At 53.4% G+C, this 7,054-nt stretch carries 6 protein-coding genes and 1 pseudogene; 3 read left to right on the top strand and 4 right to left on the bottom strand.

Annotated elements, in window-relative coordinates; translation table 11 throughout:
• Positions 1-337 precede the first annotated feature (337 nt).
• Genes B2M20_RS18770 through B2M20_RS14270 form a run of 3 tightly spaced genes read right to left on the bottom strand, consistent with a single transcriptional unit; the run spans position 338 to position 3,761 of the window.
• Complete coding sequence (locus tag B2M20_RS18770) at positions 338-979, bottom strand: hypothetical protein (RefSeq protein ID WP_139372917.1); 642 nt, start codon at positions 977-979, stop codon at positions 338-340.
• Positions 980-1,004: 25 nt separating this feature from the next.
• Positions 1,005-1,385, bottom strand: a complete 381-nt coding sequence (locus B2M20_RS19160) for a hypothetical protein (protein WP_139372918.1) — start codon at positions 1,383-1,385, stop codon at positions 1,005-1,007.
• 54 nt (positions 1,386-1,439) lie between these two features.
• Positions 1,440-3,761: a TonB-dependent receptor gene (locus B2M20_RS14270; RefSeq protein ID WP_420799316.1), complete on the bottom strand. Its 2,322-nt coding sequence runs from the start codon at positions 3,759-3,761 to the stop codon at positions 1,440-1,442.
• 196 nt (positions 3,762-3,957) lie between these two features.
• On the opposite strand from B2M20_RS14270, the gene B2M20_RS14275 reads away from it, so the two are divergent.
• From B2M20_RS14275 to B2M20_RS14285, 3 genes are all read left to right on the top strand, one after another.
• The gene (locus tag B2M20_RS14275; RefSeq protein WP_079447719.1) at positions 3,958-4,623 is read left to right on the top strand and encodes a response regulator transcription factor; all 666 of its coding nucleotides are present in this window, start codon (positions 3,958-3,960) and stop codon (positions 4,621-4,623) included.
• Positions 4,620-5,912 carry an ATP-binding protein gene (locus B2M20_RS14280; RefSeq protein ID WP_079447720.1) on the top strand — a complete coding sequence of 431 codons (1,293 nt, stop codon included), beginning with the start codon at positions 4,620-4,622 and terminating at the stop codon, positions 5,910-5,912. Before B2M20_RS14275 ends, B2M20_RS14280 begins: the two co-directional genes overlap by 4 nt.
• A gap of 277 nt (positions 5,913-6,189) precedes the next feature.
• Complete coding sequence (locus B2M20_RS14285; protein ID WP_079447722.1) at positions 6,190-6,984, top strand: sulfite exporter TauE/SafE family protein; 795 nt, start codon at positions 6,190-6,192, stop codon at positions 6,982-6,984.
• On the opposite strand, the pseudogene B2M20_RS19165 reads toward B2M20_RS14285, so the two are convergent.
• A pseudogene (locus tag B2M20_RS19165) lies at positions 6,968-7,054 on the bottom strand (IS5/IS1182 family transposase); the annotation flags it as partial. The gene B2M20_RS14285 and the pseudogene B2M20_RS19165 sit on opposite strands and share 17 nt — an antisense overlap.

Here is a 7,054-nt window from a genome sequence, read left to right on the forward strand (position 1 = left end):
GCCCAAAGCGTTCGACAAGGCTCTGTAGCGCCGTCCAGATCGAAAAACAGGCTGCGTGTACGGGCACTCCTACCATGCTCCGCTATCAGAAAAAAGACGATACACGAGGTAGAGCGCAAACCGACGGCTCGTCCCTTGGAAACCGTAGTTTCCTTCGACGACCACCTGCTGTCATACACTTCCCGGTACGATAGAAAGCGTTGTCGACAGATCGGAGCGGAAACGCGCAGGGCATTGTCGGCGCAAATGCAGAATAATGTCCGTCAAAGCGCCGTAGCGATACAGCGGCGAAAAAATCTGCGCCGATTTGAAATTACAATGGCCATGAGAGCTGCTATCAACACATAGGATTGGTCGCCACTCTATCGATACCATCATCCGCGACGAATTCCTTTACCAACGAACATCCCCGCTTTTCGAGCCACAGCTCGATCTCGATTGCGGTAACGATTCCGACACCGGGCTCCATGAGCAGTTCCTCACGGGTGTAGGAGGACGCGATCCTAATAAGGCGTTGGACTCGGTTGCCAACTGTTCGTCCGCTGAGATGAGCATGGCGACCGTTCAACAGCGCAATGACAGCCCGCCGGGAGAGATCGCGGCGCATGACTCCCGTACGTATTTTGGGGCCGAGCGCACGGACATCCGCCTCCGATATGTCGAGCTTGCGAGCAATTTCGGTCCGATCAAGTCCCATCGTCAACAGCACGGCGATTTCGTCACGTAGTTGATCCAGGACTTCGCTCCAGGAATATCGGCCGGGAGTAAACTTCCGATGCGATTCAGATTTCTGAGCGGCAGCTAGATGCAGATGCATAAGATTTGACCTTCCCATTCCATCTTCGGCCTGATCTTCGGATCTTACGGGCAAGCAATTTTCAAGAGTATGCGAACCGAGAGTGACGGTTTCAGCATCGACAGATTGAGATCGATCCACCCTCACGGATGACTTGGCTATCCAACCAAGAAAATCTCCCATTTAGGGTTACCTTCTTCTAGGTTGGTCAATTGTCCCGACGTTGCTTTCGTGCGACATCAGCGGCAGACAACAGCGCCGAAGCTAGCTCTTCTGCCATTTTCGGAGGCACAGCGTATGGCGCTGCCAGAGCAGTAGAGCCATCGAGAATAACAAACACATACTCCTGACCAGGGACGTTCGAAGCCGACCAAGATTGCAGCCCTCGAAAGCTAAATACTAGTTTCTGTGGTCGTTGCCTGATCGACACTTCTTGTTTGACTCTTCCAAGCGATGCCATAAGCGCGTCCAAATGGTCGGCGGGCATAGATACCGTAATTTGCTCGCCCCACCTGCCGTCGAACGTCAAACTCAACGATGAGCCGTCTACGGTGACGTTATGGTTTCGAAGACCAAATATCTCGCTCATCGAACAACCACCATTTGAACAGCTGATGCTCGGCGCCACGACTGCTTCAAACGTTCAGAATCTCGCTGTGGCCTGCAGCCGGAACACACGCGGTGATCCGGGCATAAGGTTATTGTTACCATCTGCGGTCGAGAAGTATTTTTGATCGAACAAGTTCTCGATGTTCAGCTGAGCGCGCCACGTCGGGTTCAAAGTCAGGATGACTGCGGCATCAACACGCGTAAACTCCGGAAGGCGGACGGTGTTGTCGGACGAGGCAAAGAAGTTCGAATAATGGATCACGCCTATGCCTCCGGCCCACATGGGATCGAACTGATATTTGTTCCAGACGGAGAAGGTATTATAGGGAACGAGCCCTACGCGGTTTCCGGCAACAATCGTTGCCGAGAGATTGTTTGCAATCCGAGCATCCGTGTAGGAATACCCACCAGTGACTTGCCATGCATCCGTGATGTAACCGGCAAGGGACGCCTCAAAGCCTCGTGTCTTGGTCTGCCCGTTGAGGAGAAAGAACCCAATATTGACTGGATCCGCGATACGTTGGTTGGTCCGATCGAGATCATACACAGCGGCGGCAAACTGAAGCCGAGGCACGATATCGTACTTGACCCCAATCTCGGTGTTCACAAATTTTTCTGGCGGTGCGATCACCAATCCGGGACTGAGCGCGCTGAATTGGTCTCCAGCGCTCGGCAGGTACGACACACTATAGCTGCCGTAGATCGACAGATTGTCTATCGGTTTGTAAACAATGCCCGCACGCGGCGACACAAGATCGTCAACGCGGCCCAACACCACGCCGGTCCGCCGATCTCGTGACGAGAGGTCGAAATGATCGAACCGCACGCCAGCGATCAATTGCAGATAGCGGGTGATTTCAATCTGATCCTGAAGGAAGGCTGCGCCAAGATTGAGGTTGTAGGTATTGTTTGCATCCGTAGTCCCGTTGTTTCTGAACGTCACGGGGACATAGGAAACAGGATTTCTTGGATCAACAGTGATCGTCGAATCCACGCCGTTGAAGAAGCCGCTTTGACGATAGTTCAGACCGCTCTGACGACCGAGCTCTCCTCCGAATAGGACCGTGTGACGCGTCAAACCGGCATCGAACTTGTAGGTTACGTCCGTTCGATTGAAGAGGTTGGATCGGTCCGTTTCGTTATTGTAAGATGAAAGATTGCTGGATGTACCAGCAAGGTTAACCGCGCCCGCATTGGCGCCGCCACCCGGAAAAACGTTCTGATAGAACTTGTTGTAATTCGCCGCTTGAGTAGCGTTACGGACCGCGAACCCGTTTTCGAAATCGTGCTCGATAATCGCCATACCAATATCAACGTCAGCGATTGCATAGCTCAGAAGAGGATTGCCGAAGAACGTCGATGACGACGTGTCGTATGGAAATCGCGGAAATGCGTTGCCGGGGCGGATCTGCGAAGGGACGCCACGATCAACGGTCCGATTATCGTGCAGGTGCTCATAGCTCAGCTTGACCGTCGTGGTATCGTTTGGTGCAAAAGTGACGGTTGGATTGACGGCCCAGCGATCGAGATGGACAAAATCTCGGTAGCTACTCGTGTTTTCATACATTGCATTGAAACGGGCCGCCCAATTCTCATTGATGGCCTGCCCGATGTCGGCCGTCATACGCGCGCCCGGATAGGAATTTCCCCAGACCGTGAACTCCCGAACCGACGTACCATCGGCCTCCTTCAACACCCGGTTGACCACGCCGCCACCGCCGCCGCGTCCAAAAATCATAGCGTTGGGGCCCTTCAGAACCTCAAGCCGCTGGAGATTGTAGACATCGCGGAAATACTGCACGTCGTCCCGAATTCCATTTGTGAAGAAATCTGCATTGGTCCGCTGTCCACGGATTACGAGATCGTCTCGATGGCCTTCGCCTTGATGGTAGATCACGCCCGGCACGTAGCGCGTGGCCTCGCCGATCGACAGGATGGCTGTGTCCTTGATGAACTCCTTTGTCAGCACGGTGACGGACTGGGGGACGTTGATGAGAGGTGTGTTCGTCCGCGTCGCGGTGGTTATGCTCTGGGTGATGTAGCCCGACTGCCCTGTCTTTGCGTCCTGGCTGTTCACGCTCGGCATATGTTTAGGCGTGGGTGCTGAAGCAGCGACCTGACGGCTCGACCTTACAGTTCGCGGTGCAGCAGTTGACGCGCGACGACGCCGGGTCTGTGTCTGTGTTGGCGCATCAATCGTCACTTTCGGCAATGTCGTGTCGGACGATCGCGATTCTTGTGCAAACGTGGAGCTGCTGTTCGCCAACATTCCGGCGCCAAACGCGACCACGGCACTCGTTGAAAGAAGAAATGAGCGCCGACCAAAGCGCGCAACCCAGCAACCTACGTTAGTCATAAGATGTATTCCCCCGAATCCCGATAAATTCGCGCATGCTTCTGCAAGAGTAGAATTAGGTGAAGATTAGATCGGATTTAGAATGTCTCTAGGTCATGATCGAGACTATTGATCGAGCCCGAAAACCAGCTCTAAGCGAGTGAAGTTCGCAAATAGCGATTGACTTTCGAGTCCACCCCACAAGCCAACGGTTACAATGCGCCTGCTATTGATCGAAGACGATGCGATGTTTGGCAAAGCGCTGGTCCGAGGCCTTGGGCGAAACGGCATGACTGTGGATTGGATCCGCGATGGGGCCGACGGGTTAGCTGCGCTGACGCGCGCAGAGCACGCCGCGGCGCTACTCGATATCGGGCTTCCGGAGATGTCGGGATTCGAAATCCTGAAGGCAATGCGAAGCAGCAGGAGAATGCCGCCCATCCTCATCATAACGGCGCGAGATCACGTAGATGATATCGTGACAGGCCTCGATCTCGGCGCCGACGATTACCTCATAAAGCCGTTCGACCTTCGTACCCTGCTGGCCCGGATTCGAGCCGTGATTCGACGAACAAATGCTCGAACCAGCGCATTGATGACCAGCAAGGACATTGCCCTGAATCCATCCACTTACGTCGCGACCTTCCGAGACGTCGAAGCAACGCTGTCCGCCCGTGAGTTCTCGGTGTTGTATGCTCTGATGGAACATCCCGGAACCATTCTGTCCCGCTCGCAAATTGAAATGCGAATTTACGGCTGGGGCGAGGAAATCCAGAGCAACGCGGTCGATGTCGTCATACACGGCCTACGAAAGAAGTTCGGCAAGGACATGATCCACAACATTCGTGGAGCAGGCTGGGTGGTTATCAAAGGCGAGTCATGAATTCGTTGCTGAGGACAATACTCGCTCCGATCACGGCATTGCTGGCAGCTTTCTGCTTGGCTGCCGCAGCCGCATCTTTCGGCTTGGTGACCTACGAAGCTAACAAGTTCCTCGATGCCCAGTTGCAGGAAATTGCGATCAATACCAGTAAAAAAACGCCAATGGACTTTGAAACGGAGGATGAAGACCGGCTCGTGGTTCGCGTCTGGGATCGCTCTGGGGCCATTGTTTACCACGGCGGACCTTCAGTCGACATGCCTTGGACGCACCAACCCGGTCTTTCTGATGCTGTCGTAGACGGTCAACCCTGGCGTGTCTATCGATGGAGCACTGCTCACCACAACGCGCTGATTGCTCAAACCTGGAGTGCCCGCCGCGAGATTGCCGCGTTTGCTGCCAAGGGCGCTGCACTTCCTTTGCTGCTGGCGGTGCCGCTCGCATGGCTTCTGATACGTTGGTCCATCGGACGAACCCTGCGCGAATTTCATCGCCTATCATCTGCAATCGGCAACCGAAGCCTCGAGGCGCGCGAACCCCTTCGGCCCACGGACATACCGACCGAGATCGTTCCGCTCATTGCAGCAATCAATCAACTTGTGGAGCGCTATCGTCAGGCATTGGAAACCCAGCGACGTTTCGTTGCCGACGCCGCTCACGAACTCCGGACGCCCCTTGCAGCGCTGCAAATACAGACCGACAATTTACTGGCATCTGACCTCAGTAAACAATCCAGAGAATTGGCAAACGAACTCGGTGATGGGGTACGACGATCGTCTCATTTGGCAAACCAGCTGCTGGAAATGGCCAGATCTGAAGGCAGTCCCGCAGTCTGCAATCGAACGATCGACCTTGCCGCTCTTATCACCTCAATCCTCACAGAGTTTGTCACCTCGGCAAGCGCAAGTGGAATTCATCTCGAGAGAGACATCGCAGATCCCGCATCAGTTGATGCAGACGATACCGCGGTTCGAAAAATTCTGTCGATTCTTATCGACAATGCGATTTGCTATTCATCGCGGGACAGTGTGGTCACGGTGAAACTCTCTCTCACTGAAAATCAGCCCCGAATAGATGTAATGGACAGCGGACCCGGCATCCCGAATGATGTCATGCCTTTCATCTACGACCGTTTTTATCGAGGCGCGCCGCAGGAGATTGAAGGAAGCGGTCTTGGTTTGGCGATCGCCAAAGCGGCTGCGGATCGTAACAACATACGGCTGTTCCATCAGAGGCGAACGGACGTTCAAGGCACAGTCGCCACAATGATTTTCAACCAGTGTTCTGCGTAGATGACCAGATGCTTCGGTACGAGTCGGCGATCTCTACTTTTCTGCTTCCAGGTATGTCTCTGATGACGTTGTCCAGCATATCGGCATCGTCTGCGTTCACGCATCGCCCGGTTCAGCGCTCTCCCCACCATCGCTTGCAACATCAGATCTGGGGCGCTTCAGATCTATACATTGCTGAGCTGGTGCCTCTCTTCGCAAGAATGCCTGATCGGCCTCAAATCATCTTACGACGGACACCCGAAGCTCACGATTTTCGTTTGGTAGAATGGATGACCCCATGATCTACTTTTTTCTTTTTGTTGCAGCGCTTACTGCGTTTTCTCTTAGTGCATTTTGTGGCGGTGGCGCCGGATTATTACTGATCCCAATCCTTGGCTATTCACTCCCGCTAAGCCAGGTGCCAGCAGCGCTTACCCTTGGAACAGCAACAAGCTCCTTTTCCAGAATCTGGATATTTTTTAGCGTCATCCGTTGGGATATCGCCAAGTTGTTCTTGCCGACGGCTATGTTGGGAGTGATTTTAGGCGCGAAGATGTTGAGTTATCTTCAACCGATGTATCTAGAGTTGTGCATCAGCCTATTTCTAATCTCCAATCTACTTTGGCTCTTTAGAAAGCAGGAAACAAAACATACCGCATCCGCATCGCTCACTGTTCCACCATGGCAAATCAGACTGGTCGGCCTTTTGGCAGGTTTCATTTCTGGTCTGACAGGTGCGGTTGGTGTCCTGTTTAACCGGTTTTATTTTCGCTGCGGTTTAGACAACGATGAAATCATCGCGACCAGAGCCGCGAATGAAGTCTTGCTCCATTTGATCAAGCTCTATCTTTATGCGTCATTGGGTTTGTTTCATCTCAAAACCATAGAAATCGGCTTGCTCGTGGCGCTGGCCGCTGTTCTCTCCTCTGGCTTAATGAAATTCGTTTTGCCTAGTGTATCCAGAGGACTGTTCATGCGAGCTGGATATACCGCCATGGTACTTTCTGGCGTATTGATGCTGAACCGCGCGGTTGTCGATATTAAACTTGCAAATGATCCCGATCTAGGGTCCGGACTCATAACCAGTAACTGACCAGCGCAGCGATGCAGACGGCTGCGAGGAAATTGATTGCGAGACGATCATATCTGGTGGCGATGCGGCG

The organism is Nitrobacter vulgaris (genome assembly GCF_002028545.1).
GTDB lineage: Bacteria > Pseudomonadota > Alphaproteobacteria > Rhizobiales > Xanthobacteraceae > Nitrobacter > Nitrobacter vulgaris.

What these genes read in the sequence shown, in the direction of transcription:
- B2M20_RS18770 (WP_139372917.1), bottom strand. Translation starts at nt 979, where the DNA reads ATGGGAGATTTTCTTGGTTGGATAGCCAAGTCATCCGTGAGGGTGGAT.
- B2M20_RS19160 (WP_139372918.1), bottom strand. Translation starts at nt 1,385, where the DNA reads ATGAGCGAGATATTTGGTCTTCGAAACCATAACGTCACCGTAGACGGC.
- B2M20_RS14270 (WP_420799316.1), bottom strand. Translation starts at nt 3,761, where the DNA reads ATGACTAACGTAGGTTGCTGGGTTGCGCGCTTTGGTCGGCGCTCATTT.
- B2M20_RS14275 (WP_079447719.1), top strand. Translation starts at nt 3,958, where the DNA reads ATGCGCCTGCTATTGATCGAAGACGATGCGATGTTTGGCAAAGCGCTG.
- B2M20_RS14280 (WP_079447720.1), top strand. Translation starts at nt 4,620, where the DNA reads ATGAATTCGTTGCTGAGGACAATACTCGCTCCGATCACGGCATTGCTG.
- B2M20_RS14285 (WP_079447722.1), top strand. Translation starts at nt 6,190, where the DNA reads ATGATCTACTTTTTTCTTTTTGTTGCAGCGCTTACTGCGTTTTCTCTT.